Origin of the sequence: Nostoc sp. GT001, from assembly GCF_030382115.1 — a bacterium.
Lineage (GTDB): Bacteria > Cyanobacteriota > Cyanobacteriia > Cyanobacteriales > Nostocaceae > Nostoc.
This window is the reverse complement of the sequence record NZ_JAUDRJ010000003.1, coordinates 1,943,134-1,969,042: the sequence shown is the minus strand read 5'-3', so window position 1 is coordinate 1,969,042 and position 25,909 is coordinate 1,943,134. Positions and strand designations below refer to the sequence as shown.

19 protein-coding genes and 2 pseudogenes are annotated in these 25,909 nt (G+C 41.1%); 6 read left to right on the top strand and 15 right to left on the bottom strand.

The window, feature by feature from the left end; all coding sequences use genetic code 11:
- Positions 1 to 399: 399 nt before the first annotated feature.
- Together QUD05_RS11190 and QUD05_RS11185 are read right to left on the bottom strand one after the other, a co-directional pair.
- Complete coding sequence (locus tag QUD05_RS11190; RefSeq protein ID WP_289796104.1) at positions 400 to 1,911, bottom strand: MlaD family protein; 1,512 nt, start codon at positions 1,909 to 1,911, stop codon at positions 400 to 402.
- Between the two features lie 86 nt (positions 1,912 to 1,997).
- Positions 1,998 to 2,789 (bottom strand): ABC transporter ATP-binding protein, encoded by a 792-nt coding sequence (locus tag QUD05_RS11185; RefSeq protein ID WP_289796103.1) that lies wholly within the window; start codon positions 2,787 to 2,789, stop codon positions 1,998 to 2,000.
- 634 nt (positions 2,790 to 3,423) lie between these two features.
- On the opposite strand from QUD05_RS11185, the gene QUD05_RS11180 reads away from it, so the two are divergent.
- Complete coding sequence (locus QUD05_RS11180) at positions 3,424 to 4,464, top strand: threonine aldolase family protein (RefSeq protein ID WP_289796102.1); 1,041 nt, start codon at positions 3,424 to 3,426, stop codon at positions 4,462 to 4,464.
- Between the two features lie 167 nt (positions 4,465 to 4,631).
- On the opposite strand, the gene QUD05_RS11175 is transcribed toward QUD05_RS11180, so the two are convergent.
- Together QUD05_RS11175 and QUD05_RS11170 are read right to left on the bottom strand one after the other, a co-directional pair.
- Positions 4,632 to 5,072, bottom strand: a complete 441-nt coding sequence (locus tag QUD05_RS11175) for a thermonuclease family protein (RefSeq protein WP_289796101.1) — start codon at positions 5,070 to 5,072, stop codon at positions 4,632 to 4,634.
- A 150-nt stretch (positions 5,073 to 5,222) separates the two neighbouring features.
- Positions 5,223 to 5,771 (bottom strand): annotated as a pseudogene (locus tag QUD05_RS11170) (GAF domain-containing protein); the annotation flags it as partial.
- A 539-nt stretch (positions 5,772 to 6,310) separates the two neighbouring features.
- On the opposite strand from QUD05_RS11170, the gene QUD05_RS11165 reads away from it, so the two are divergent.
- The 3 genes from QUD05_RS11165 (at position 6,311) to recJ (ending at position 10,485) form a co-directional block, all read left to right on the top strand.
- Positions 6,311 to 6,826, top strand: coding sequence for a DM13 domain-containing protein (locus tag QUD05_RS11165; RefSeq protein ID WP_289796100.1), 516 nt, complete (start codon positions 6,311 to 6,313; stop codon positions 6,824 to 6,826).
- Between the two features lie 277 nt (positions 6,827 to 7,103).
- Positions 7,104 to 7,601, top strand: coding sequence for a quercetin 2,3-dioxygenase (locus tag QUD05_RS11160; RefSeq protein WP_289796099.1), 498 nt, complete (start codon positions 7,104 to 7,106; stop codon positions 7,599 to 7,601).
- A gap of 496 nt (positions 7,602 to 8,097) precedes the next feature.
- Positions 8,098 to 10,485, top strand: a complete 2,388-nt coding sequence (gene recJ, locus QUD05_RS11155) for a single-stranded-DNA-specific exonuclease RecJ (RefSeq protein ID WP_289796098.1) — start codon at positions 8,098 to 8,100, stop codon at positions 10,483 to 10,485.
- A 187-nt stretch (positions 10,486 to 10,672) separates the two neighbouring features.
- Here the strand turns inward: recJ and QUD05_RS11150 are convergent, their stop codons facing one another.
- The 11 genes and pseudogenes from QUD05_RS11150 to QUD05_RS11090 form a co-directional block, all read right to left on the bottom strand.
- Positions 10,673 to 12,019, bottom strand: coding sequence for an NAD(P)/FAD-dependent oxidoreductase (locus tag QUD05_RS11150; protein ID WP_289796097.1), 1,347 nt, complete (start codon positions 12,017 to 12,019; stop codon positions 10,673 to 10,675).
- A 502-nt stretch (positions 12,020 to 12,521) separates the two neighbouring features.
- A complete protein-coding gene (locus tag QUD05_RS11145; protein ID WP_289796096.1) occupies positions 12,522 to 13,310 on the bottom strand; it encodes an SDR family oxidoreductase in 789 nt (262 codons plus the stop codon).
- 18 nt (positions 13,311 to 13,328) lie between these two features.
- On the bottom strand, positions 13,329 to 14,150 hold the full coding sequence (locus QUD05_RS11140) for an NADPH-dependent oxidoreductase (RefSeq protein ID WP_289796095.1): 822 nt from the start codon (positions 14,148 to 14,150) through the stop codon (positions 13,329 to 13,331).
- Between the two features lie 213 nt (positions 14,151 to 14,363).
- On the bottom strand, positions 14,364 to 15,482 hold the full coding sequence (locus tag QUD05_RS11135; RefSeq protein WP_289796094.1) for a sulfonate ABC transporter substrate-binding protein: 1,119 nt from the start codon (positions 15,480 to 15,482) through the stop codon (positions 14,364 to 14,366).
- Positions 15,483 to 15,646: 164 nt separating this feature from the next.
- Positions 15,647 to 16,408 carry a class II aldolase/adducin family protein gene (locus tag QUD05_RS11130; RefSeq protein WP_289796093.1) on the bottom strand — a complete coding sequence of 254 codons (762 nt, stop codon included), beginning with the start codon at positions 16,406 to 16,408 and terminating at the stop codon, positions 15,647 to 15,649.
- Positions 16,392 to 17,066: a cysteine dioxygenase family protein gene (locus QUD05_RS11125; RefSeq protein WP_289796092.1), complete on the bottom strand. Its 675-nt coding sequence runs from the start codon at positions 17,064 to 17,066 to the stop codon at positions 16,392 to 16,394. Before QUD05_RS11125 ends, QUD05_RS11130 begins: the two co-directional genes overlap by 17 nt.
- A gap of 167 nt (positions 17,067 to 17,233) precedes the next feature.
- Positions 17,234 to 17,440 carry an RRXRR domain-containing protein gene (locus QUD05_RS11120; RefSeq protein WP_289796091.1) on the bottom strand — a complete coding sequence of 69 codons (207 nt, stop codon included), beginning with the start codon at positions 17,438 to 17,440 and terminating at the stop codon, positions 17,234 to 17,236.
- A gap of 370 nt (positions 17,441 to 17,810) precedes the next feature.
- Positions 17,811 to 19,139: an IS701 family transposase gene (locus QUD05_RS11115; protein ID WP_289796090.1), complete on the bottom strand. Its 1,329-nt coding sequence runs from the start codon at positions 19,137 to 19,139 to the stop codon at positions 17,811 to 17,813.
- A gap of 86 nt (positions 19,140 to 19,225) precedes the next feature.
- Positions 19,226 to 20,932 carry an RluA family pseudouridine synthase gene (locus QUD05_RS11110; protein ID WP_289796089.1) on the bottom strand — a complete coding sequence of 569 codons (1,707 nt, stop codon included), beginning with the start codon at positions 20,930 to 20,932 and terminating at the stop codon, positions 19,226 to 19,228.
- Positions 20,933 to 21,720: 788 nt separating this feature from the next.
- A pseudogene (locus QUD05_RS34010) lies at positions 21,721 to 23,030 on the bottom strand (NF041680 family putative transposase).
- A 334-nt stretch (positions 23,031 to 23,364) separates the two neighbouring features.
- Entirely contained in the window at positions 23,365 to 23,751 is a 387-nt protein-coding gene (locus tag QUD05_RS11090) for a hypothetical protein (protein WP_289796086.1), read from the bottom strand.
- 293 nt (positions 23,752 to 24,044) lie between these two features.
- On the opposite strand from QUD05_RS11090, the gene QUD05_RS11085 reads away from it, so the two are divergent.
- Both QUD05_RS11085 and QUD05_RS11080 read left to right on the top strand, forming a co-directional pair.
- Complete coding sequence (locus QUD05_RS11085; RefSeq protein WP_289796085.1) at positions 24,045 to 24,461, top strand: response regulator transcription factor; 417 nt, start codon at positions 24,045 to 24,047, stop codon at positions 24,459 to 24,461.
- Entirely contained in the window at positions 24,454 to 25,899 is a 1,446-nt protein-coding gene (locus tag QUD05_RS11080) for a response regulator (RefSeq protein WP_289796084.1), read from the top strand. The genes QUD05_RS11085 and QUD05_RS11080 overlap by 8 nt, the downstream gene beginning before the upstream one ends.
- Positions 25,900 to 25,909 lie beyond the last annotated feature (10 nt).

Below are 25,909 nucleotides of genomic sequence, written 5' to 3'. Positions count from 1 at the left end.
GATTTATCGCGTCTTGAAAGACCAATTATCTACACCAATAAGGGATCTGCAGGTTAATAGTGTCCCAGCCAGGAGGGTTTCGACACTTCGACTGCGCTCAGTGCATCGCTGCGCTCAACCCTCAGATGTCGAGAGTTGAGCGCAGTCGAAACTCGGTTTATTGGTACTTTATTTTCACGCAAGTCCGTAACCTTTAACCCAAGTATATTGGAGTAAAACACGCTTTATATCTGGGTAACAGACTTAGCTTGTGTATCTCACTTTCCTTTAAATCTGCTCTATGACTAAGCAATGGGTTTTGCAGCCTGAAAACTATACTATGCAAACAATCCACACCTTTCAAGGTTATAGCGAGTGGTGTCGATGAGCTTCAACACATTCACCTGACAGTAAAATATCTTACTTAAAATTTTCAACAGTTTGGCTTTGCTCAGGGTCAGCAGTAAGCGAAGCTGAAGGGTCAAGCTGTATTGCCTCTTTCTCCGTCTCCAGTTGCTCCCGTTGCTTGCCATATTCCCGCAGCTGCTTCAAAAGGTTTTCTTGGGATGAGTTCGGGATAGACGGACTAGGACTTGGTTGAAAGTCGGTATCGGTACTTGCAAAATTAGCCGCTGAGGGATTATTTTCGTAGACTGGTAGCGACTTGTCATTAAACATCGCCTGTTGGGTTGGTGCTGGGATAGGAATTAGATTCTTTGGTTTGCTCACAGCAGCTTTTACCGAATCTATAGTAGTAGCAACTTGCACTTGTTGCTGCATCTGTTGTGTAGAAGATACTAAACCACTTAAACCATTCACCAATTGCCGCAGATTTTTACGGAAATTAGGATCGCCTGTCAATTCATCTAAATCAGATGTAATTTTTTGGGTATTTTCAAAGGTTACTCGTGCTGAATCTAAAGTTTGTTGCAGCAACACCGCATTCTTTGGATCGTTTAAGGTTTTAGAAGCATCACGTAAATTAGCTGAGGCTTGGGCTGCATTTGCTGAAAGCGTTTCTAAATTGTTGAGTAATTCTCCTTGAGTCAATCGATTGACAGATGGTGATAAACTACTGACTGTAACACGCAATTGGTTGCTGGTTTCGGTGATATTGTTCAACGCACCAACCAGCGTCGAACGATTTGTTGTCAACAAATTATCCAGGTTGTTTAGCAACCGATTTGCTTGAGTTGCAGTTGCACCGAATTTATTTACTGTTTGATTTGCAGATGCATTAAGTTGGTTTGTCGCCCGTTGCACTGAATTAGCCGTAGCGGAAAATGTATTAAGTTGTAGTTGTAAGCTTTTGGTCAAACCTTGTAAATCCTGACTTAGCTCACTAAAACTGGATGCTGCGCCTGTGGTAGTTTCTAGAACCCTATTGACATTTCTATAAAATTTTGGATCGTTGTATGCGCCAGCTAGCTCAGTTGAACTACGAATTAGGGCATCAACACTGATGCCAACCTGACCTTTTAAGCGAGAGCCATTACAGACTATGAGGCTGGTATCACAACTTTTATCTAGGGGTTTAGCAACAACCCCAGCAGGCAAGGTTGTTCTTGGCGTGATATCGATAATACTTTCGCTAATTAATCCGCTTTGATTAGCTTCCACTACAACATTACGGGGAATAATGAGGTCAGTTTGGGCAATTTCAATCTCTACATCAATGGCATTCGCACCTGGTCGAACATGGGAAATAGTTCCTACTTTAACACCACGATAGCGAACTGCTGCTCCCTTTTGCATTCCGCCAGCGTTAGCAAATTCTACAATAATTTTGTATGAACGGCCAGCAGCGGTGAATCTATTTAACCACAGAAAGAGTAATCCAAATACCCCTAGTCCTAGCAGGAGTAATAACCCCACAGAACCTTCTCTAAATGTTCGCCCAGACGCGAAGCGGCTTGTCATAAGACCTCGCATTTTTTTGCCTCCACCAACAACCAATAATCAATTAGGTGTTAAAAATTAGGAGTTAGTAGTTAAATTTAACTCCTCACTCCTCACTTTTAAGTTTTTAACCTAGCGACTTTAATCAGGCCTTTAACACTTCCACTGATAAATTGTCTGATCAAGGGATGTTCTGTGTTGTATATTTCACTAACTGTACCTTGCCACTGCACTTTACCTTCATAGAGAAATATAAGTCTATCAGATGTACGGCGGATAGTGCTGTCCTGGTGAGTAACAACAGCATAAGTACTACAAACTCCATGTAAACATTGCAAGTGGCGGATTAAATCTTCGATGACTGTTGAGGCAATGGGATCGAGTCCGGCTGTTGGTTCGTCGTATAGTAAAACTTCTGGCCCTTCACTGGGATTATCAGGGTTAGACATAATCGCCCGGGCAAAACTTACCCGTTTGCGCATTCCCCCGGAAAGTTCGGCTGGGTAGAGGTGGCCTATTGCTGGCAAACCTACCATCTCCAATTTTTCTTCTACCAAATCTCGGATGCGCGATCGCGGCAGCTTTGAATTTTGATAAAGTAAAAATCCCACATTTTCCTCCACTGTCAGCGAATCAAATAGGGCCGCCTGCTGAAACACCATACCAATGCCAACCTGCTGGCCACCATCCTCAATCAAACCGTCTCGCCGCTCTCCTTGCACATAAATTTCTCCTTCATCAGGACTAAGTAACCCCGCTATTACTCGTAAGATAGTTGATTTCCCAGTCCCTGATGGCCCAATAATTCCCAGTGCTTCTCCCCGGTAAATGGTCAAGTCTACATTATCTAGAACTTTATTGCTACCAAAGGACTTAGAAACACCTTTCAGTTCAATCAATGGTTCAGTCATTAGTTATTAGTCATTGGTCACTGGTCATTGGTCATTAGTCAGTAGAAAATAAACAAATGACCACTGAGAACTAACAATGGACAAATATGCCCAATAATGATTTCATACTTACTTGGTAGGAAATTATTATTGTATAGTATATTATAAGTACATAATTAGCATTCTGATTAACAAACTTTATTTTTTTAGCATAATATTTAGTTATTTGCGATGTTTAACGTCTCCAAATACGCTCAACGCAAGGTTGACGAAAACACCGTAGTAATTAAACATCTCAGTAACGTGAAAATAAGATTCCAGTTTTCTGTAGACATAAGCAAAGTCATTTAATAGTATTACTATACTACTTAAGGTTATAACTAATTCAGAGAAAACTTACAGCAAAAAAAGCTAATTAAGTAGGTTGATACAAGATATAAAAATCAGGTTTAAGTTGTAAAAATCAAAAAATCCAGACTTCCAAATTTTTATGTAAGCCAAAAACCTGTTTTTCATAAATGATGAAGTATGGCTAATCACAATTATTAGATAATTGTAGAGGTTAATAGCATTATCCGCCAATCTGAGAATTGGCAAAGTCAAAAATTATTTACTAGTATTGTAAAAAATACTGTTAAAAATCAAAGTAGAAATTATGAGTAGCCAATTAGAGCAGTTTGCAAGTGATAATTCCTCTGGTATTTGTCCTGAAGCACTGGAATATATGATTAGGGCAAATCAAGGTAGTGTTCCAGCTTATGGAAATGATGAATGGACTCAAAAAGCGGCAGATTATTTTCGGGAACTCTTTGAAATTGATTGTGAAGTATTTTTTACCTTTAACGGCACAGCTGCAAATTCTTTATCTTTAGCTGCTCTTTGCCAGTCATATCACAGCGTCATTTGTCATGAGACATCTCACATAGAAACAGACGAATGTGGCGCACCTGAATTTGCATCTAATGGCTCTAAACTGCTACTTGCTCACGGTAAAAATGGCAAATTAACATCAGAGTCTATAGAGTCGATTGTTACTAAACGTACTGACATTCATTATCCCAAACCTAAAGTTATTAGCATTACACAATCAACTGAATTAGGAACTTTATATTCTATTGAAGAACTTTTAAGTATTAAAGAAGTTGCAAACAAATATAACTTAAAGATTCACATGGATGGCGCTCGTTTTGCAAATGCAGTTGCCGCTATGAATAAAAGCCCTGCTGAAATTACTTGGAAAAGTGGAGTGGATGTATTGTGTTTTTGTGGTACTAAGAATGGAATGGCATTAGGTGAAGCCATTCTTTTCTTCAATAAAGCGCTAGCAGAAGATTTTGATTATCGATGCAAGCAAGCAGGCCAGCTAGCTTCAAAAATGCGATTTATTTCGGCTCCTTGGTTGGGTTTGTTAGAAACTGGTGCTTGGTTAAAAAATGCCAGACATGCCAATCAATGTGCTGAATACTTAGAAAATCAATTATTAAACATAGAAGGTGTTGACTTGATGTTTCCTAGAGAAGCCAACGCCGTATTTGTGAAATTACCTGAAGAAGTCATTCACAGCTTAAAAGCCAAAAACTGGCAGTTTTATACATTTATTGGTGTGGGAGGAGTACGTTTTATGTGTTCTTGGAACACTACTCAATCAAGGATTGATGAGTTGATTGGTGATATTAAAAATGCAACAATCAAATAAGTGCAGCAATCCTAAAATTTAATACTATTTAGTTAAGGGTTATTGGTGTAGATAATTGGTCTTTCAAGACGCGATTTATAGCGTCTCTACATGAGGGTTTTGTTGCTCATTCTCAACTGTATTGTTTTAAAATTGCTTCTGCTTATTATAACTGATCGTGTCAGCGCTTACTTGGTATGTAACTTCAATTGTAATTTTGATTGTTGCCACAAACCCAAATGCTTATTTTTAGCATTAGCTTCTGCAATTAAAAATTGGGTTTTGCTCTCATAGCAATTTTGTAAAGATTCTTGGTCAACGACGGCATTACCTGACTCTACTAAAAGTAAATTTACTGACCGATTATCTACAAATACTTCACCCGCTGGACGACCACTTTTAATTTGTTCTGTGCTTCTAATCACGACAGGAGTTTGAGGTGGTAATAGCTGTTTTAGCCTTTGTGTTGCTGCTAAACCATAGCGCTTGTCAGTTGCCTCTGGTGCATTAATACACGCTAACTTGACTATAGTTGTTTGTCCTGCATTATCTTTAACCAAAATTGTGTTCCCATCTGTAACACCAACGACTGTACCTAACACCAACATTAGTTGAAGTAATTCCATCATTTTATATGTAATATTTTATGCACACATAGAATTTTATTTCGGTGCTTAGGTTACTAGTGTGATTTAGCTCACAAGTTGTAAATAAAAACAAAAGTAAAAAATATTATCAGTGGCAAAATATGGCGTTTATATGAATCAAAATTTCATTTAAGCTTCTAGAATATGATTAAATTTGCACTGTTGTTGATAGAGATGATAATTATCAATAGCTGTTGCAGCTCTTTCAGCAAACAATTCCACAATTTGGATGTCTTCTTTTATAAAATCACGTGGTAGACGATTAAAAGAACAGATAGTACCAATCACTTCACTTTCAGCAGTCTGCAATGGTATCCCTAAATATGCACAATAACCTTCTGGAGCCTGTCCATCTTCTGGGTGTTTTTGAGCATCTTTTACTGCTAATGATTGACCCATTTTGATAACAGTACCAGTTAGTAAACCATGTAGTGAATAAACATGTTCGCCTTCGCCCATTTCAAGGGTACTGGCTAGAACCGTTTCAAACCCCTCTTGGCAAAAGGTAACAACTGTCCAATCAACTCCAATGAGTTCGCTGACTCCGCAAGCAATGTTGTGCAAATAGCTACCCAGTTCGCCAGTTCGATAGTTCAAAGAAGATAAACGTGCTATTATTTGCCGCTCACGATGCCAAGTTTGCTTGTGCAACAACATTTCGTCATCACTGGTTTTGCTCATGGATGCCTATTGCATGGGTTTTGAAGCCTGTTTCCGCAAGTTTGATTTGGGTAGCGGCGATTTTAATCGTTAAGTGTAAGAGTACTCCAAGTAAAAAAATACCCAATTGTCATTGCGAGCGAACGCAATGATGGGTTTTGGCTCATTTATTTTTTGGAACACTCTAAGTTGATAGAAAGATTCTACTAAAGACATCTGCTATTTGTATACAACAAAATTATGAAATTTTACTTAACTAAATTTAAAATTATACAAGAATTAAATAAGTAAAAATAAGCGGTATCATTGTAAGCAAAGTTAAATAATTTTAGAAAATTATGCTTGGTTGACTTCAGTCTGTTACGTTTTTGATAATTCAATTGTGTTTATTTATACCTAACCACTTGCGATAAGTTTAGATTTTGCTGAGAAATCTATAAGAACTTTTTAAACAAAATCTCAGCTTTTTAGAGATTAATCCTTAGATATCCATAATTTTATGACTAATTATATAAGCAATAATTAGTTCAAATCTCAATTCAAAACCTATATTGTTGTTTATGAAAATCAGAAATTTATTAATACTAATTTTGTCTTCTATTGTCATGATTAGTTGTGTCCGAGAAGTATCAAATAATGAGTCTAAAGAAGTTGCGATCGCAGTGAATACATCTATTCCCAAATCTTCAACTCCGGCAAAGTCTTTAACCCCTTCGGTACAATCTCAGAAGTCAGGTACTTTTGTTTCTGGAGAACATACAACTCAAGGAACAGTCAGTATTCTTAACAAAGACAGTAAATCATTTCTAGAGCTTGGAGAATCGTTTAAAACCTCGGAATCAGGCCCGGATTTAGTCGTAATTTTGCACCGTTCAGATAATGTAATTGGTTCAACGAAGCCGCCAAATTATTCTTTAAAAAATGGGGACTATATCATTCTTGCTCCCTTAAAAAAATATAGTGGCGCTCAAACATATTCTATTCCTAACAATATAAATTTAGCAGATTACAAATCTGCTGCTATCTGGTGTCGCAAGTTCAATGCTACTTTTGGTGCTGCTAAGTTGAGTAGTTAATAATTAACTAAAAAGTCATACAAAGTAAGGAAAAGTATAGTGAATTACTTGATAAAATATACATAAATTATGAATTAGTAATTCTTCGTTAATCTAGCTAGTACAGCATGGCGTAAATAAACATACTATTTAAAATTGCGCCAGAAGCTCGGAATATATTTTTGTTGATTTTTTGACCCTTCGACTGTGCTCAGGGTCAACTTTTGACTCCCGCCTTGCGGTACTAGTGAGCAACAAATTATCTAATTCCTAAAAAACATCCCACAAGGAAATCGCTATGACAGTCAATTTACAAGGAATATTACAGCAACCAGGACAAGGTTCTTCATATTGGGTGCTTGGAGATTTGTATACCTTTAAAGCGGTAGGTGAAGAAACTGGTCAAGCTTATGCTCTAATTGAGATCGCTGTTCAACCACAAAACGGTACACCTCCTCACATTCATAGTCACGAAGATGAAGCTTTTTATATTCAAGAGGGAGAATTAGAATTTCAGCTTGATAACCAGATTATCTTAGCAATTCCTGGAACCTTCCTTCATTCTCCTAAAGGTCAACTCCACAGGTTTACAAATATCAGTACAAAGCCAGCAAAATTACTTTGCTGGTTCACACCAGCAGGGTTAGAGAAGTTTTTTATGGAAGTAGGTGTGCCAGTCTCGGAAAGGACGCAATTACCTCGCGTTAATCCCGCAGATATCGAAAAAGCTTTGGCTGCTGCTTCAAAATATGGTCTTGAAATTATTCCCCCTTCTGCTGAACCTTCGCAGTTATAGCAATTCGATTTGAGGCGTTGCTGAATTAAGGGATGATTCTTGTGGGGTGGGCATCCTGCCATTGGTGTCAACTTAAGCTAGAAATAGCTTCGCTGCGGGCTTCATAACCCGCCAGAGAATTTATTCTCTGGCTCATAGTTAAAGTCTACTGAAGTAGACTGAATATTTTTGGGGATATCTAGTCATCTTCAGATGACTTTCGCTCTGATTCTTGGAACTGAAGTTCCTTGCGGGACATAGTTTTTGCGTTAAGTTGACACCAATGGCAAGATGCCCACCCCACAAAAATAGTAAAATCATCCCGCAAATATGCAACCCCCGATTTGATTCCTGAATCTAATGTGGAGGCAGGGAGTAGAGACTAGGGAATAGAAAGGAAGAAGTTTTATAATACGATCAGATTTAAGTCGTAGGATTTTAATTGCTTGACTTGCTGGAGATATTTTTAATTCTGTGATTTTAAAAGTTTTAACTTCTAAATCCTAACTTTGTTTGTATGCCAGAACAACAGCAGTGGACTATAACAGCAACTGAACAACCACCAGAGTGGTTTATCCAAGCAGTGAAACAGTATACACCTGCATCAAATGGACTGTATGCAGCGCAGTTGTTGTGGCAACGGGGTATTAAAGATCGTCAACAATTAACAGCTTTTATCAACTATAAAGTTTATCAACCAGCAAGTCCCTTTGAGTTTGGGCAAGAAATGCATCTGGCGATCGCACGGTTGCAACAAGCATATAATACTAAAGAAAAGATTGCCATCTGGGGAGACTTCGATGCTGATGGCATTACCGCCACATCTGTACTTTGGGATGGATTGGGGCAGTTTTTTGCTCAAAATACTCAGTTAGTTTACTACATTCCCAATCGTCTGAAAGAATCCCACGGACTTAATAATCAAGGGATTGATAACTTAGCAAAAGAAGGTTGCAAATTAATTGTTACTTGCGATACAGGTAGCACAAATGTTGAAGAAATTATTTATGCTAAACAGCTAGGTATAGATGTAATAGTTACAGACCATCATACCTTACCAGCCGAACGCCCACCTGTTGCAGCGATTATCAATCCTCGCTATTTTCCAAAAGAACATCAGTTATTTAATCTTTCTGGGGTGGCGGTAGCTTATAAGTTGGTGGAAGCACTATATCAAAGCTTGCCCAATGTTGCAAAATATCCGTTAGAGGATTTATTAGATTTAGTTGCAGTTGGATTAATTGCCGATTTGGTGCAGTTAAGTGGAGATTGCCGTTACTTGGCACAGATGGGAATTCAACGACTACAAGAAGATTTTAAACAGCCAGCAGCAGCGCGGCGGCGGCCAGGGGTGGGGCGATTATTAGAATTGTGCCAGAAAAGTGGCGATCGCCCCACAGATATTTCTTTTGGTTTGGGGCCAAGAATTAACGCCGTTAGTCGTATCCAAGGTGATGCTAGTTTCTGCGTGGAATTACTAACTAGTCGGGATGTCAAACGTTGTAACGAACTCGCCGAAGTTACAGAACTCGCTAACGCCCGCCGCAAATCTTTACAAAAAGATGTGCAAGCACAAGTGGCGCAAAAACTTACTCAATTAGATTTATCAACCACCAGCGTTATTGTCTTAGAAGATGCCCAATGGCCTGCGGGTGTATTGGGCTTAGTTGCGGGACAGATAGCACAAGAAACTGGACGCCCGACGATTTTGTTGAGTACGGAAGGCGCAGGGGAGCAGGGGGGCAATTCTTCTCCTCTGCCCCTCCGCCCCTCCGCCCCTCTGCTTGCAAGGGGTTCTGCTCGTTCGGTGAATTCTGTCGATTTATACCAACTGGTGAAAGAGCAAGCACATTTGTTACATCGCTTTGGGGGACATCCCTTTGCAGCGGGTTTGAGTTTGTTGGTGGAGAATATTCCTTTATTTACAGCGGCGATTAATCAGCAGTTGCGGCAATCTTTGGGTAGTACAACTCTAACGCCAACTGTGCAAGCAGACTTGACGGTAACGGTAGCAGATTTGGGGAAAGAGTTATTTTTGGAACTCAAACTCTTAGAACCTTGTGGAATGGGTAATCCTGTTCCGAAATTGCTAATTCAAAACTGCTGGTTTGAAAATTCTTGGCATCGTAATCAGCAGGATTGGCAAGGGAAAAAGGTACAGTACATTAAAGCTGAGTTTGATATTCGAGATGATTCTAGCAGAAGTGCTTTTCCTGGCTTATGGTGGGGACATTACAAAGATGAATTGCCTATAGGAAGGTGTGATTGCATAGCAGAACTAGACTATAACACCTTCAAAAAACGTTATGAAATCAGATTGATTGCCGTGCGTTCTTCTGCTAATTCAGCACTCAACACTCAGCTATCGCTAACACCCTTCATCCTAGACTTACGGAATCAGGAACACTCAGCAACTCAGCACTCAGCACTGATTATTGAAGATTGTCCCACAAATTGGGATGATTTACGTATGTGGTTGCGGCGATGTTTGGCGAGTAGCCGCTCTACGTCTGGGCTTGAGAATCAGCAACAATTAGCGATCGCTTGGTCTAAACCTAAGCACCAACCACCTAATCAAATTTGGCTGACTCTTGTCGGAATTGCCAAATATCTCAGTCGCACAAATCAACTAGTTACCCGCGGACAACTTTTAGAGAAAATCGGCATCAGCGACCAAACCTTACTTGTCGGCATCAAAGCCTTAAAATACTTAGGGTTCACAGTTCAACGACAAGACCGTTCTTTACAAATTACCTGGAATCCAAACGATAGTGTAGAAAACCTTGCTGACGAAGCAGTTGCAAGATTTTTAGCCGCTGTCCGAGAAGAGCAATTTCAGCAACAGTATTTTGCAGAAGTTCCCTTATCTACGATTGTGGCGATCGCCAGCTACGACAGTAAATAATTTAAAGGGTTCACAGCGTTTGCTACACAGCCTCTTTCCCCCTGCTCCCCTGCCCCAACTCATTACTCATTACTCATTACTCATTACTCATTACTCATTACTCATTACTCATTACTCATCTGCCCTCCTGCCCCCTAAAGTCTTTAGCAGGACACGATACAAGTACTATCGGTTGCGAACCCTGAAGTTAAAGAGGTGTCCCCGAAGGCTCTTTCAGCCTATTGTTAACAGTTTTTCCTTCTACAAAACCATCTCGACCTGTAATCAATCTGGAGCGACGATTACGAGTAATATAATTCCATCCCCACTGAATTGCTACTACTACTTTAGTGTCAAACTCGATTAAGAAGTAGATGTGAATTACTAGCCAAAAGAGCCAAGCAATGAAACCTTTGAGTTTGACTAAGCCTAAATCTACAACAGCTAAATTTTGCCCAATCATTGCCAATGTACCTACGTCATTGTAACGAAACTCTGGCAAAGTCTCACCTTTAAGCCTACGTTTAATGAGTTTTGCTACATACTCTCCTTGTTGTTTGGCTACAGGTGCAACACCAGGTAAGGGTTTACCATTTTGATGGGAAAAGTTGCCTAAATCTCCCACTACAAAAATGTTGTTATAACCCCTGATAGACAAGTCTGGTTCTACAATCACACGTCCAGAGCGATCGCACTCTACACCTGTACTTTTTGCTAGGGCTTTCCCCATCGGCGAACCTTGAACACCTGCTGCCCACAAGATAGTTTTTGAGGTAATTTCTGTCAATTCATCGCCTTGTTTGAAAGTAACGATGTTACCTTCAATATTTGTCACTCTGGTGTTGGTATAGACAGCCACACCCAACTTTTGCAAAGATTCTGCTGCTACTTTCGATAATTCTGGTGAAATGTGTGGGAGGATGCGATCGCCACCTTGCAATAGTAAAATTCTCGCTTCTGAGGTATTGATACTGCGGAAATCTTCTGTGAGAGTTTGGTATGCTAATTCTGCGATCGCGCCGGATAATTCTACACCGGTAGAGCCACCCCCGACAATCACAAAAGTCAACAAAGCACGGCGAATTTCTGGATCGGTTTCTTTTTCTGCTGCTTCAAATGCCGAAAATATCTGGCGACGCATTTCTATAGCATCTTCAACAGTTTTCAAGCCAGGAGCAAATTCTTTCCAGTTATCTTTACCAAAATAGGAATGGTTAACACCTGTGGCGACAATTAATGTGTCATAAGGTACTACTTCATCACCCAGAATAACTTGTTGCGCTTTTGGATCAATATCATTTACCTCTCCCAACAGCACTTTTGTATTCTTGCTTTTGCTGAATACAGATCGCAATGGTGCAGAAATATCAGCAGGTGATAGCGTACCTGTGGCAACTTGATATAAAAGCGGCTGAAATAGGTGAAAGTTACGTTTATCAATGAGAGTAACATTTACATTTGCTTTCTTCAAAGCTTTTGCTGTATATAGTCCACCAAAGCCGCCACCAACGATAACAACCCGATGTGGTGCATTCTTTTCAAGTGAGACTTCCATAAGAGATATTTCCTTGTGTTAAGAACTTGTAACTATTCTTAACAAAGATGTAACAGCATTATGATATTGGTTGCTGTCTATTTAGAACATTTGAAAAAATGATGAAAGTAGTCAAAGTTAGTTTTTATATCAAGTCCGGCTAATTTAGTTATGATTCCCACAGTCATCGCACCCCACCCCCAACCCCTCCCCGCTTGCGGGGCTACGGTGTACACACAAGTCTATATCTTTCTTTATTAATGAATCTCGCACTGTGTTTTGATCCCGCCTCGGAATGAATTCCGAGTCTCATAGCCCAAGTCCACTGAAAGTGGACTGAATTAATTATTTAGTCCACTTTCAGTGGAGTTTCGCTATCAGCCCAGAACTGAAGTTCTGGGCGGGATATGGGTGGGCGTGACAGTTTCACTGTAGAGAATTTTTCGACTTGTGTGTACACCGTAGGCTTGCGGGGAGGGGAGACAAAGCATAGCTTTGGCGGGGGTGGGGTGGATCGAGCCGCTCAAAATGTGCTTTGAATAATTCCGCCATCTACTTGCAGCATGACTCCGTTCACAAATGAGGCTGCTGGTGAACTCAGAAATACCGCAACATTGGCAAACTCTTCTGGTGTCCCCATACGACCCAAAGGGACTGTCCCATTGATTCTAGCAATTTCTGCTTCTTTCGTTTCACCACTTTTAGCAATGCGGGCATCGATCAATTCTTCCACCCGTTCTGTATATGTCCAGCCTGGTAGAATACTGTTGACGCGAATTTTATCGCTACCCAGTTCTTGGCTGAGAGTTTTCGTTAAACCAATCACTGCTAATCGAATGGAATTAGATAAAACCAGATTTTGGACTGGTTGTTTAGTTGAGGTTGAGGTGATGGTCAGAATTGCTGGTGCGGTAGATTGGCGTAAGTGAGGTAAAGCGTACTTTACCAGACGTACCGCACTCAGCAAAGTCAAATCGAGCGAAGTTTCCCAAGTTGCCAAATCAATATCATCAAAAGTGCCAGCAGGTGGTCCTCCGGCGTTGGTAACGAGGATATCCAACCCGCCGAATTTTTCTACTGTGGCGTTAATTACTCGTTCAATATCTTCTTGACTAGTAACGTCCGCACGCAGAGATAGCACTTCTGTACCTGTTTCGCTTGCAATCTCCGCAGCAATTTTGTCAATTAACTCACTGCGGGCGCAGATGACAACTTTTGCACCCTCACGGGCAAATTGCCTCGCTGTAGCTTTGCCCAAACCTTTACTAGCAGCTGTCACTAAGGCGACTTTGCCACGGAGTTGCAAATCCATAATCTTGATTTTTCTTGTTTACAGCAATTTGAAGCCAAGGTTATTGAGAGCTTCACGCAAGCGATCGCGTCCTCTCAATGATTCTACAGTGGCGATGCGCTGGGCTGAGTGTTCTGACCAATCGCCAGCAACATTCATCTTTTGTTCAGTATAGAATTCTTTGATGATGTCGTTGTAGTGAGCGATCGCTTCTTCTTGTTCTGCCAATTTATAGGTTTCACGATGCAGCACAGCTGACTGGGGCAACCTTGGCTTAATTGCCGCTTCTACTTCAGGATTTGGATAGCCTACACACAGCCCAAATACAGCATACACAGAGGAGGGCAAATTTAAAATCTCCGCTACCTCTTGTGGGCGGTTCCTGATTCCACCGATATATACTGTTCCTAAACCAAGTGACTCAGCTGCAACTGCTGCATTTTGCGCCGCTAACGTTGCATCAATTGTCGCCATCACAAACATTTCCAAATATTCCAGTGCATCATGAGATATGCCGCGACTGTCAGCAACATGACTTAGACGCGCCAAATCTGCTAACCAAACCAAGAATAAAGGAACCTGCTTAATATGTGCTTGGTTTCCCGCCAGCTTGGATAACTCCTCTTTGCGCTGTTGATCTTCGACTGCTACCACACTCCAGGTTTGCAAATTCGAGGAAGTAGATGCAGATTGGGCGGCTGCAATTAGCAACTCCAGAGTTTCCGGTGGTAAAGGCTCGGCTAGATAAGACCGAATTGAACGGTGAGATAGTAGTGCTGTTAAAGAATCATTCCATGCAATTTCGGGGTTGAAGGGAATTTCACCGTAACGCGATCGCAGTAGTTCTGTAGGATTAGTCATAATCAATTCCAGGATTCAAAATTCAAAAATTGTCAGTTGTTTTATTGCTAACACCAATTTCATTTTTATTAGTATCGTTTGGTTTTATTCTGCCAACATACTTACACCCGATTCATTGTACTTCTTGGCATTGTAGGGAAAAGGAATAAAAAACCTTTTCCCTTTTCCCCCTCTTGCAAAAATATATTTTTGCAAGAGGTCTATTGTACTAGTTTAAGTTTTTGGTGAAAATGCTGCATATTCTTCTTTTGTCAACATTGCATCCTTTACATTTACCTCTTTGGGAATTAACTTCAATTTGTAATATGTATCTGCAACACCTTGTTGTAGATTTATCAAATTGTCGTCAATTGGTACAATCCCAAAAGTCCGCCTGTTAGTTGCTTTTTTCATCGTTTCCAAGTCAATTCCTAACACAGGTGCAAGAGTTTTTGCTACCTCTTCTCGATTCTGTTTAGACCATTCTTCAAGATTTTTAATTTCCTCCAGTATTGCCTTGACAGTTTGAGGATTTTCAGTGACAAATTTGCGAGTCATCAAATAATATCCTCCCTGTTTATTAATTCCTGTGCCATCAATTAGGACTCTGGCTTTAGTCGCCTCTTGAGCCGCTGCATAAAATGGGTCCCAAATTACCCAAGCATCTACACTCCCTTTTACAAATGCAGCACGGGCATCAGCCGGAGCCAAATATTTAGGTTCAATATCTGTATATTTCAATCCAGATTTTTCTAAAGCTTGGACTAATAATAAGTGGGCACTAGATCCTTTTTGAAAAGCGACTCTTTTGCCCTTCAAGTCAGTAACTTTTTGAATTTGTGAATTTTGAGGAACAAGAATTGCTGAACTAGCCGGAGTAGCGGCAGTACCAACAACATAAGTTAGTGATGTCCCCGCTGCTTGGGCAAATATTGGCGGTGATTCTCCCACAGGGCCAATGTCAATACTACCCACATTCATGGCTTCTAGTAGTTGTGGCCCCGCTTGAAATTCAGTCCACTGTACAGTGATACCTTCTGGCGCTAAACGCTTTTCTAAAACACCCTTAGTTCTAAGCAAAACGGTCGTTTTTTGATAGCCAAATCTGACTACTGTTGCTTTACTGGAAGTAGAATTACCCTGAGATGTAGCACTGAGATTAGGTGCATTAACAGTCGGTGTCGATGAACAAGCAGCAAATAGCAAGCTCAGACAAAGACCTGTAACAAAAGCCCCCACTATTGGCAAAGGAAAAGAAAAGAATAATTTCTGTTGGTTGTTAAACGGGATATTCCTGAATTCTATCAACAATATCCACTTGGGAATTAAGCGGCGAAAGATTTGGTTAATCATCAAAATGATTTCTCTGAACTATAGCAATACTATAAACTTATAGGTTTACCGGAGTATATAAATAAAATTAGATAATTTAGTAGATATAAATGACATCACAATAGCGGGAAGTGGGTTAACTTGATACTTCCCCGCCTATTATCCCAATGCCAAAAAACACAGTACTAATTTAGTAAATCGGGTTCTTCGCGCACAATCCGGTCGTAAAGGGGCTGGAAACTGAACCATCCACTTACATGTGACCCCACTTGAGTTTGTGTTAAACGGGCTGTTTCGTGTTTGATAGCAGTAGGTCTACCCGCAGCTTCTGCCAACAGTTGACCTTGGCACGATCGCTCTAAGCTAATGTACCAGAAGGCAGCTTCATCGACTGTATGTCCCACAGTTAAAATACTATGGTTACGTAGGATTATGGCTTTCTTTGGCCCCAAAGTTTGCGCCAATCGCTGACCTTCAGAAGTTTCTAAAACAACACCTGTAAAATCGTCAAACAGGGCATGGTCTTCGTAAAAAGCACAAGAATCTTGAGTCAAGGGGTCAAGAAGACGCCCCAAACTAGACCAGGCTTTACCATAAAGTGAATGGGCGTGAGCTGCTGCGATGACATCAGGTCGAGCTTCATGAATCTGAGAATGGATGGCGAAAGCAGCTTGATTTACCTCAGCATCGCCTTTAACCACCTCACCTTCTTTGTTAACTAGAATCAGGTCAGAAACTCGGATATGACCGAAGTATGCCCCGAATGGATTGACCCAAAAATGGTCTGTAAACTCAGGATCGCGAGCCGTAATATGGCCTGCGATTCCCTCGCTGAAGCCAAACTTACCAAACAGGCGAAAGGCAGCGGCGAGGCGTTGCTTACGGTGCAGGCGTTCGTCTTCAACTCGCTCGAAAACTGGGGGTTTTGGTCTAATATAATTGGCCATGTTCTTTTTCCTCCTCTTCTTTACAGGGAGCGTTGGAATATCCAGAGCGAAAGGATTTGACGCTGTGAGATGCTGGGATGAACTGGTGACGCAAGACGCAACCAGTATCATTACCCAAGGTATGAATGGATACAGATGCACTCTGAGATGTGGTTTTGACGGCGTGGATATCACCATCTGGGGGTAAGAGACGGTAGATATCCCCTGGTTGAAGGCTACGCACTTCAGTTACTTGTAATTGTGCGTGTCCTTCGTCATTACCGCTATCTACACGGCGATAGACTGTTTCTTCTTGATTACCCTTGTATAAACCAATCAATCCCCAAGCTAAATGATCGTGGACGGGAGTCGTTGAACCTGGGGGAATCACCAAACTGAATACTGACAGGGAACGGTCTTTAGCACGATAAAGCAGCCACTGACCAATACCGCCACCCATACGGCTTTCGGGATTGACTTGGGCAAACTCTTTCGGTAGCCATTCCTGTTGAGCAAGCAGTTCTTGAAAATAGGGTTCTAGTCTAGCGAGAGTTTGGGTGCGATCGTCAACAGTGCTAGCGCTAATTTCCCGCACTGTTGCGACAAAGGATCGTAGTTCTTGGCTCTCAATAAACCATTGGTCTTCTGGTAACGGTTTTAAAATAGTGTGGTTCGTCATCTATATTCCTCTGTTTAGGAGGCGACTAAGATTAACTAATTACTAATTCGTAATTCGTAATACAACTCTTGGAGAGGCTGCGCCCGAAGCGTAGCTATGCCGCAAGCTTTACGGCTACGCGGTAGTTGAGCGCAGTCGAAACTCAGTACAAGTTCGTAATTAAGAATTCAATTACGATTTATTTTAATACTAGGATGAATTTTAAAGCCAAGTTGCTCAAGTTTTAGATGAGAAAGGGACTCCTTCAGAATGATAGTAAAAGGATATCGCTGGAAGACAGTAGCTTTACCTTGTGACAATAGCAGCCTAGCATGGCTGATGCGTACTGGATATAACGGTTGTCTGTTGGCATCGAGAATGAATACTTTAGTCATACAATTTTAAATTTTAGATTTGCGATCGCCAGATTGATAATTGGGGACTGGGCACAGGAGTTTTTATTGGGAAGCCTCTTAGCTATATTAATTTCTATAAGTACTGTAAGTCGGTCGGATAACCGTTGAATTAACTACAAGCAGAAACTATCACATACAAATTTAAAAAGCAATAGGCTAGCTGTTAGGGGAGATAAAGCGTAGCTTTATCTCTTTGGGGTTCTTGGGATTTCAAGGAATCAAGCTGATATACAGCAGAATTCAGGAGTAAAACGGGTAACAGACTTAGCTTGTGTACCTCACCGACTTGAAATCTGCTGTAACCCTCTTCTGTCACTCTCCGGAATAAGCAAGTAGTTCAGGAGCTAAATCATCCAGAAGCATAAAAGGGTTTAAATTGATTCATGGCTGCAATTAAATGATTGAATCCCAGTAACAACTGTGAATTAGGGAAAATACTTAACCAGGGATAAATTAACCAAAATAGTAAAAGTGGTTGGATAATGAGACGCAGATTATTTAAAGTATTCTTCCATCCTGATTCATGATTCCATTGCGGATGATTAGAAAAATCAACATCACTATTTTCTTGTGCTTCAGTCTCAAGTTGACGAGATTGATTGAAGCCTAAGAAGACTGGAGAATTTAAACTAATCATCGTGTAAACACAAAAAATAATCTCCCACCATCTCTCAATATGTTGGAAATTAGTGAAACGGTAATCTGTCCAGCCTAGTTCCTGTTTACACTGTCGAAACCCATATTCTACCCAGGTTCTTAATCCATATAAATCGCCTAAAGTCTTCTTCAAATTCCCTTGAAGATTCGTCATCACGAAGGAGGTAGAATTTTCTGGCATAGTTTCTGGGTCAGTAGTTATTTCCCAGTAAGTTATGGCTCTTTTTTTACCATAAATTATTTCCCTAATGTATCTAATTTCTGATTTCTGATTGCTAAATGTTCTCTCAAATTTACACCACTTATTCGCCCTAACCCTCTGTCCTGCTGGCAACCAGACTCCATGATTACTTCTTATCGCTACGACATAATCTAATTTATACTCAGCTATTTTTCTAATAAATTGGCTACTTTCACCATATAAACTATCTGCTAATACTAATTCAATATTAAAGCCTAATTCGATTAATTCAGTAATAATTTCTGATGCCAACTCTATTTTAGTTTTATATTTATCTGACTCCTTTAGGGTTCCTTTGGGTTTGAATACTTTTACAATTAATGGAAAAGTTATGTTAGAGCAAATTCCATAAGCATTGACTGAAACTATCCCATTATCTACCTTACCCACACTTCCTAAATATTGCCTAGCCACATAATCAGTCTTTTTACCTTTTTTCCTATCTCCTGTTTCATCTATTACTACTGTAATTGCCTGACCATCTAATTCTTTCTTTAATTTATTTAATCTTCGTTGTTTTAACTTATTTACTGACCAATCTGAATTGGCTAGAAAATGATGTAACGACTGTGCAGAGTTTATACTTACTACTTTCGCTATCTCTGGTAATGATTTTCTTTGAATTTGGGACATTATTCCCAGATGTAAATATTTGAAGCACTCATAATTTCTTACTTCTTTAAATAGGTCTTCATACTCTGCACAATATTCATCTATCGTGGCAACTGTTGGGTGAGCGTCTCTTGCCAAATGTTTCAGGATTTGTAATTCTACATCCATTGCCCTGCTTACCTTCCAGAGTTTTTTCTTTTAATCCTTTTATTTAGATTACTCGGAAAGTGACAGAAGAGGGGTAATATGACTAGTCAAAATGGCGTAATTGCTTGTAAATGCAAGGTTTTTTCTAACTGCGGATGCTCGAAGCGAAGTTCTCTGGCGTGTAGATGTAACCTACTAGTAACTGCACAGCATCCATAAAGGCGATCGCCTAAAATAGTTATCCCAAGTCCTCGTGTATCAGCAGCATGAACCCTCAACTGATGAGTGCGTCCTGTTAGTGGTGTAAATTCTACGCGGGTATAATCTCCTTCTCTCGCCATTACCTGAAAGTGTGTCAAGCTGGGCTTACCGTGTTGCCAATCAACTTTTTGCTCAGGGCGATTTTCAGGATCTCCCCATAATGGCAGTTCAATTTTACCTTGCTCAATTGTCAAAACACCCGAAAGTATGGCTTCATAAACCTTGTGAATCCGCCGTTGCTGAAACTGCTGGCTGAGTTGCCGATGGGTTTGACGATCGCGTGCTAACAACAAAATCCCAGAAGTTTCTTGATCTAGGCGATGCAGAGATATAAGCACCATACCATCAGGTAACAAATTACGTAAGCGACTCAAAACACTATCTTGGCGATCGCGATAACGACCGGGTACTGAAAGTAATCCAGCAGGTTTGTTGACAGCAATCAGCCATTCATCTTCATAAATAATCGGTAAAGTGACCTCTCCCCAAACCCCCACCCTATCAGGGGAGGGGCTTCTCCCTCCCCCTTCCCTGCGAGGGAAGGGGGCTGGGGGGTTAGGTCTTAACCCTGAAAGTAAAAACCCCATTAATGGCTGACATCGCTCGGCACAGGCTCCATAAAACTCTCCTTGAACTTTATCCTGATTTACGGACGACTCACCCCACCAAAATTCTGCCATTGCCAATGGTTTGAGATTATGTGTTGCTGCATAATGCAGCAGCTTTGGGGCACAACAGTCTCCTGTACCAGTGGGCGAACCTCCTGGCATCAATTGTTGCAATGATTGCGATCGCCCGGAAAAATTAGTCAGACTGTAGCTAGCGTGCATTTGAGCTTGCAATTGACCAGAAAGTGCTTTGCGCCGTTGTTTCAATTCGCTAATTTGCGCATCCGCCGCTGCAATTACCTTTTGTAGGGGCTGTAATACAGCATTTTGCTGGCGTTTAAGTTGTCGTCGCTCAATTCCCTGCTGACGACTCTCTTCGTCAAGTTGTTCAAGGGCAATAGTAAGCGCTTCGGGAGTGAGTGTATTGCAGATTAGCTGACGTTTTTCTTGTCGTTGATGTTTGCAATAGCGATGGCGATCGCTCATTGCTTGTAACTGCTGCTCAAAGCCATTAAACAGGATTTCATACTGCTGGCGTTCGGTTAGTTGCTTCAAGGTAATAATTTCTTGCTTAATCGCGTCCAACTGTGCCAAAGTCCGGTTTTCCTCAAAAGCAACTTCATCTCGTCCAGGAATTGGCGGCACCCAGCCTTCAACCACACTGCAACCATTCAAAAGACCAGAAAAAGCTTTTAGTACTCGTTGTTCGCCATTAGGCAGTTCAACTAATAGTATTCCATACATCTTCCCTTCACGAGAATAACAGTCATTCTTGGCAAGATGTTGCATTAGTCCGTGGGCGATCGCTTCGGACATTGAAGTGCGGGGTAATTTTAGGCGATCGCCACTTTGCGGACAACGCCCTTCGTACCAATAGCTACAAGATGAGTTGGCGATCGCAAAATCGCAGTCGATGAAATCTGAAAGTGGGTGCAGAACTACCATACAAGGTATGATTGCAAATCTAGCCGATCCTTCTAAATATATATAGCGTTTATGTAAGAAGTCTATTAGACTTCTTGGCATTGTGGGGAAAAGGGTAAAGGGTAAAGGGTAAAGGGTAAAGGTATGAAATTTTTCCCCTTTAATCTTTAACCTTGCCCCAACATCTTGCAGTTACTTTTGCAAGATGTCTATTTGTGTTTAGTGCTTTTGGCAATTTGGCATCCAAAGTTTTTCTGTTGCAGTTTTAATTTATATATCAACAGGGTTACAGGGACATTGAGAAAATTCTCCAAGGGATTAATTCCCGTCTCAAAATCCCACCCAATGGCCAGTTGTTGACGTTTACGCTCTCCGAACCACCTTAAGGTGGATGCAGCACAAGCGTCACCGCTTCTCTACGAGACGCTGCACGAACACCACAACTGGCTAGAAATCAAACAGAAAATATATATATAGTACAAATACACTGGCACAGATTTAATACCAGTTAAAAAAAAAGAATGCGACAAATAGACCATTTGTAGAGACGCGATTCATGAGCCAGCGCGTTGCGGGGGTTCCCACGGCAGTCGCTCATGGGGGGAACCCCCAAGACCGCGCTGCCTCCCCGTTGTAGCGACTGGCGTCGCGTCTTCACCCAAGGATGTGTTGCAATCATTAATTGAATTGGTATAAGTTGGGGATGGCAGTGTTTGATTCTGTACTGGAGTTTAGACTAAGCCATGCAAAATGACCCAGCAGGGCTGAGTTAATCAGAGACTTAGTGAAATTATCAATAATCTTGAGTATTAAACTGCAATTGATGGTTCTTTGCGTGGTCGTGTTACAGTTTTTTTAACAATCGGACATCGGTTTTTACGGTGACGCTTTTTTCCTGGTTGCCAACCAGGGGACTTTCCACGAGGTTTGGGTGCAGAGGTGGGAGTACCAATGGCCGCGAAAACTCCACCCATAGCTTGAGCAACTCTTCCAGGGGTCAAATTACCCTGAGACTTCTGCCAAGGTAAAGGATTGTCAGTTACAATATCACGGGCTAACCACAATTCCCAAGTCATCAGAGGCATGAGGTCACTCCATCTTTCACAATGCTATTGGAGTACTGAACTGTGGCACTGTCCAATGTAGACGTTGCTTTAAAAAGCGATACCAATGGTCAATGGTAAAGCGACGCAAGTAGAGACACCAAACTTCCTCTAATGGTGGGATTTCTTCTCCTACCCAAGCTAACCACAAAGGTTTGGATACTCGTTCATTGCCTTGTGCGTCGAGACGTTCAACCCGCAGGAGTAACATTGGGCGTGTAGCAGCCTGACGGAAGTGTAAATCTTTCCACAAGCTAACACGCACACGCCCTAATTTTGGGTCATTCATTTCCAACACAGATGTGGCTTCACTCCATGTTATTGGTTCATTGAGCTTAAATTTATCACCATGCTTCTTGGGACGGCTCAATCCCTGGATAAGCTCCTGGTTCACCCCATAAACACAAATTTGAGCGCAACCGAACGAGAATATCTGCGGGAATACTGGCAGTTTTTAAGACAAAAGGGGCGCATCCATATTCACTATCCCAAACTGAAATCGGTCTAACAGGTAAATATTTACACACCTGTTTAAGTTGCCAAACCGCTTTCCCTATTGGACTTTCCCCACTTGTGATCCGCTCATGTCTCAAAGGTAATGCCCAACTGCCTGATTTTTCAGGTATCCAGGCAATTGTGCTATATCCTTGACCAATGGTAATCGGTTTATTTCCAGCTATGGATGTGCCACTATGTTCATAAGTTCTCTCTTGTAACGTTACTGCATCTGGGCGTGACCAGTTTGTATGGTCTCCTGCTAACAATGGTCGTCCCTCTGCTGGGATCTGTTTGATGTATAGCTGCATCAATTTTTGTCTTTGTGGTCTGCTATCTTGTAAGGCTTCATAGATGCTTGGCCACTTGCGTCTAAATACTGGTGATAAGGATAAATCTGCTAAGGAATAAACATTGCGAGTCAGCAATATGGCATCTGTTAATTCAAACGTCGCATCTTTAGCTCTACCTAAATATTTGTAAGCTACTTGACGAAACTCTTCAAGTCTGGCATTTTTCATGTTGGCAGGTGAGTAATGGTAGTTCTTTTCTCACTTTCTGCCAAAAGGGGGGCTGTATTCAATTAGACACCCCTTTTTTCTTGCTCATTATCTGATAATGATAATCGAATAAGGGGGTGGGAGAGAAACGAGCGATGCTCGTTTCTCTCCCACCATTTTCATGATTATCATTATTGTATTATTTTCTCGGCAAGCATACTACACAAAAATTGTTCAAGGTCGCGGATGCTTTGAGGCTGACAAGATAATATTTTTAACCTCTAATTCCTTTTGATTTGCGTTCTCTCATATCGCTTTTAGTCTAAACTCCAGTCTGTAATTGTCTAAGTTTATGTCAAGCTAAGTTTTGCGGACAGTAGCCCAATCCACGGATATAACTTTGTCGGAATATTTCAATTTCATTGGGTTGCGGTCTACCATGAGAAACTACTGCTACCTTATAGCGTTCCATAACATTAATTGCTGATTCTCCAGCTTCCAAACTGCTCAGAACATTACTTATGAATTCGGGTGGTGAGTAAATAATTCCCACTTCGCTCAAGAAAGCTTTAATATCTTTATCTTTTTGTTCCGGTACAAAAGATTTAATTTTGACGTTGATTACCCAACCATGAAATTGATTAAGTACAGTAATAAATTCCACATAAAAGTCATTCCTACTAAAATATTCCACAACCCGCAGTGTCAGACTAGCATTGGCCAAATAGTATAGGTATTGCATAATTTCTAGAGCAGAATTGAGACTTTCAAAAAATAATCTATAAATCTAAAGATTTAATGAGGATTATAATTTTTTACAGACAAAATAATTAGATAAATTTCTCATAATCCAAGTAAAGGGAAATACTACTTTATCTATTAAGGTTTGCAAAGAAATATGTCAGATTACAAAATATAAATTAACTTGTTGTGTTGTTTGTAACAATATATTAAAATTATACAAAAGTTTGACCACGCAGAGGGTGTATCCTGCGATCGCGAAGATGCCATAAGCATCTTCTTTTGATACGACTTATGAAAATTTTGTTGGTAGAGGATGACGTATTACTGAGTACAGCACTCTTCGAGTTGTTGAGTGCAAATCGTTATACTATCGACATCGCAAGCAATGGACAAGCGGGATTAGAACTAGCGCTATCGACTGAATATGAGTTGATTTTGCTGGACTGGCTAATTCCGAAACTGGATGGGATTACCTTGTGTCGGCAACTGCGATCGCAAGGCTACTGTAAATCTATTCTGTTGTTAACAGGGAAAAATTCTAATGCAGATATTGTGGCGGGGTTAGATGCCGGAGCAGATGATTACGTCATAAAACCCTTCGACCCAGAAGCATTACTAGCCAGAATTCGCTCTTTATTACGACGCAATGGGGCGATCTCATCATCCACATTAACCTGGGGAAATCTCTCTTTAGATCCAAGTGCTTAGCAGAGTAACTTGTAATGAGCAGGAAATTCTCCTCACAGCCACAGAATACAAATTGCTAGAGTTGTTTTTGCAAAACCCAGACCGGATCTTTAGTCGTGCAGTAATTCTAGATCGGCTTTGGGGATTTGGGGATGCACCGACTGAAAATGCAGTTACGACTCATATTAAAGACTTGCGAAAGAAACTGAAAACAGCAGGTATAGCAGAAGAATTTCTAGAAACGGTATATGGTATGGGCTATCGCATCAAGCCTCCACCTAGTTGCTCCATCTCTGTTGGGGAAAAGAATCAAGATGGCAAGAAAAAACCCAGCCCCAAAGATATGACTTCTGTAAATCGGGTGCTGGAGCGATTTCGTAATTCCTTTGTTGGACAGGTTGCAGTGCTGGAGCAAGCAAAAACCGCACTCTTGGCAGGGAATTTACATGAAGATTTACAGCAGAGGGCATTGCGTGAAGCCCATAAGCTAGCAGGTTCAATGGGGTCGTTCGGTTATCCAGAGGGTTCCCGGCTCGGACGGAAAATAGAACATTTGCTGCTTGAAAATTCCTCCCTATCTCCAGAGCAAATCTCTAATTTCTCGCAACTGGTAACAGCATTACAGCAAGAGTTAACCAAGCCTGCTGTCACTTCCACTGCTCCAAACGTCCCGATGAAGCAAACTCATCGGCTGTTAGTAATCGATAATGATACTATGCTGACACAGCAGTTGCAGGCAGAAGCCGATTCATGGGGAATCAGGATGAAGGTTGCACCAAACTTAGCAACCGCCCGATCGCTTTTTTCGCTAGCAAATCCTGACGCTGTTTTACTGGATTTGAGTTTTACAGAAATAGAGGAAGACGGATTAATATTATTGAGCGAGATCGTAGAGCGATCGCCAAATATCCCAGTAATTGTTTTTACCGGACGAGATACCCTAGCAGATCGACTGAAAGTATCGCGTTTAGGAGCTAGACAATTTTTGCATAAACCGGCGACAACCGAGGAGATTTTTCAAGCGATCGCTCGTGTCTTACCTCAACCGAAAACTTCCGAAGCCAAAGTTTTAATCGTAGACGATGACCCTGTAATACTGGCTGGATTATCGGCGTTGTTAACTCCTTGGGGGCTGGAAGTAATCACCCTCTCCCAATCACAACAATTTTGGAAGGTGCTGATTGCAACATCTCCTGATTTGGTGGTGCTAGATTTAGAAATGCCGATAGTGAACGGGTTAGAGTTGTGCAAAGTCGTGCGCCAGGATGTCCAGTGGGGAGATTTACCGATTTTAGTAGTTACAGCCCATACCGAAGCAGAATTTCTTCAGCAAGCTTTTGCTGCCGGAGCCGATGATTTTATCAGCAAGCCAGTGCTAGGGCCAGAACTTGTGACACGGGTACTGAGCCGCATTCAAAGAACGCGTTGGCGCTCTCAGGCAGGGAGAAGTAAAGCATGATGAGAAATTA